Raw genomic sequence first — 2,636 nt, 5'->3', positions numbered from 1 at the left:
CGTGGTCGTCCAGATCGAGGGCGCCAGCTACCGTCTCCGCCAGCACGCCGATCTCGTCCCCGAGCACATCCGCTCCAAGGCTCTGATCCACCCACCCGCAACCGCCAACCCTCCAAGCCGTCGGGGGCGGCCACCCAAAGCAGAGGCACAGGTCACCCCATAGGGCAGAACCAAAACCACCAAAGTGAGGAATTTTCAAAGCCCACATGTGAGGAAGATCCAACGCCCGTTGACACGCCGCGCCGAAGCACGACGTGGCCGACCTGCGGGCAGCGCTGGAAGAGGTCCTCGGCGACCGTGCTCTCGGCGACAGCCTCACGCGCCTCGTCATTCCCGCCTACGACGCGGACCGCCGAGATGTCCGCGTCCTGAAGACATCCCACCACGAACGCTTCGAGAGGGACTGGCGGATGCGAGCCGTGGACGTCGCCCTCGCGACCGCGGCGGCGCCGACTTACTTCCAGGCTCACGAGCTCCCGTCGGGTGCCCAACTCCTCGACGGCGGCATCTGGGCGAACAACCCCGTGGGGCTCGCGGTCGTGGAGGCCATTGGCGTCCTCGGTTGGGATCGGGCGATGCTACAGGTGCTGAGCCTCGGCTGCTCGGAGGAGGCCTTCGTTCCCCACCCGCGGGCCGGCATCCGCCACCTCGCCATTGACGCCGCGACCCTCCTCATGCAGGGACAGTCGTTCGGATCGTGGTGCACGGCGAAGATCCTTGCCGGACCGGGCAACGTTCACCGCGTCAGTCCGGTCGTGCCGAAGGGTCTCTTCTCCCTCGACGACGCATCGATGGTCGGGCGCTTGGCCGGCATGGGCGAGGGCTGCGCGCGGGACTTCCTGCCGACGTTTCGCCGGAGGTTTCTCCTTGCCCCGCGCGAGGAGTTTAGGCCGTTCCACGGAGCACCCGCAGCACCCCGCCCTGGCGACGTAGCGACCAGCTGATGCGCGAAGGGCCCCGGTCTTCACCGAGGTCCGACGCCGCCCTCGCGTTCCTTCACTCCTGGACGAGAATAACCAGCACCGTGCCAGGTGTCCCCGGGCAGCGGCCGCCGGCAGCGGAGCTTTCGGGCGAGGTCGGTCCCGAACCGCAGCACCCAGCGGCGGATGCTCTCGTGCGCGATGGTGATGCCCCGCTCCGTGAGGATCTGTTCGACGTCGCACAGGCTGAGGCTGAGGCTGAGGAGGTAGCGGAGCCACACGGCAGGATGAATGTGGGAGAGAGCCTGACGACCGGACACTGTTGGCGAAGTCGGGTGAGGAGCGCGGCGTGGGGTAGGCTCGGGGCGACCCGGAGGTCGTCACCATGTCCCTCTTCCCGCAAGCCGGTGTTCCACCTACCCCTGAGCAGACCGTGCAGGTTGCCCGGGCCGCGTTCCCGCGCGGCAACCCCTACCTGCTCCTGCGTGATCGGCTCGGTACGGTCTTCGGCGATGCTGATTTCGCTGACCTCTACCCAGCGCTCGGCCAGCCGGCTTACGCACCGTGGCGGCTGGCCTTGGTCACGCTGATGCAGTTCCGCGAGGGGTTGAGCGACCGGCAGGCAGCTGAGGCGGTCCGCGGCCGAATCGACTGGAAGTACCTGCTGGCGTTGGAGCTGGCAGACGCTGGCTTCGACCATAGTGTGCTGTGCGAGTTCCGCGCCCGCCTGCTTCGGCACGAGGCCGGCGAGCGCCTGCTCGCCCGCGTGCTGGACGCGGCGCGCGAGGGCGGGATGCTCAAGGCACATGGGCGGCAGCGCACCGACAGCACGCACGTGCTCGCCGCGGTGCGTGACCTGAACCGGCTCGAGTTGCTGGCCGAAACGCTGCGCGCTGCACTGAACGCGATTGCTGCGGCCGCACCCGACTGGCTGTGCGCGCTGGCGTCGCCCGAGTGGCAGCAGCGCTACGGCCAACGTATCGAGGACATGCGTCTGCCAGAGACCGCCCCCAAGCGGGAGGCCTATGCCTGCCAGGTCGGTGCCGACGGCTACCGTCTGCTCGACGCCCTGGCAGATCCAGAGGTCCCGCCCGGCGTCGTCGCGCTGCCCGCGGTCGCGGTGCTGCGTCACGTGTGGGCACGGCACTTCGAGCGAGACCAGGCAGGACCAGACAGGGATGGGACGAGCACCGTGCGGCTGCGGCCGGTGCAAGGACGCGGGCCTGGGGACCGAGTGGAGTCGCCCTACGACACGGATGCCCGGTTCCGGACCAAGGCCGGCACACGTTGGACCGACTATATGGTTCACCTGACGGAGACCTGCGACGCCGATGCGCCGCACTTGGTGGTGCATGCCGACACCACGCCGGCCAACGTGCACGAGGCGCCTCGCACAGGGCCGATCCACGCTGCCCTGGCAGCCAAGAGTCTCGCCCCGGCCGAGCACCTGGTGGACTCTGCCTGCGTCAGCGCGGATCTGTTCATCACCGCCCGCGAGCAGCACGGCATCAATCTGGTTGCGTAATCCGGTGGATCGTGATCAGCGATTCCGTTTGATCGTGATCAGTGGATCCGGTGGATGCTGATCAGTGATTCCGGTGATCGTGATCACTGGAATTGGGGACGGGGTGGAGGAGTGGCGCGGCCGGCAAGTCTCAACCAGCGGTAGTTTCGCCCCTGTGCTGAGCAGGGGGGCGGGATGCCAGGCGAGAGAGT

Annotated in this window: 1 protein-coding gene and 1 pseudogene; both read left to right on the top strand. The window is 68.1% G+C overall.

What is annotated here, in order from left to right; all coding sequences use genetic code 11:
- Window positions 1–254: 254 nt before the first annotated feature.
- Window positions 255–944, top strand: coding sequence for a patatin-like phospholipase family protein (locus ACO1BU_RS36775; protein ID WP_424140808.1), 690 nt, complete (start codon window positions 255–257; stop codon window positions 942–944).
- 361 nt (window positions 945–1,305) lie between these two features.
- Window positions 1,306–2,439 (top strand): annotated as a pseudogene (locus tag ACO1BU_RS36770) (transposase); the annotation flags it as partial.
- Window positions 2,440–2,636: the final 197 nt, after the last annotated feature.

Origin of the sequence: Roseomonas chloroacetimidivorans (assembly GCF_049629625.1) — a bacterium.
GTDB classification, from domain to species: domain Bacteria; phylum Pseudomonadota; class Alphaproteobacteria; order Acetobacterales; family Acetobacteraceae; genus Roseomonas; species Roseomonas chloroacetimidivorans.
The sequence above is the reverse complement of the archived record's forward strand: the minus strand, read 5'-3'. Positions and strand labels throughout refer to the sequence as shown.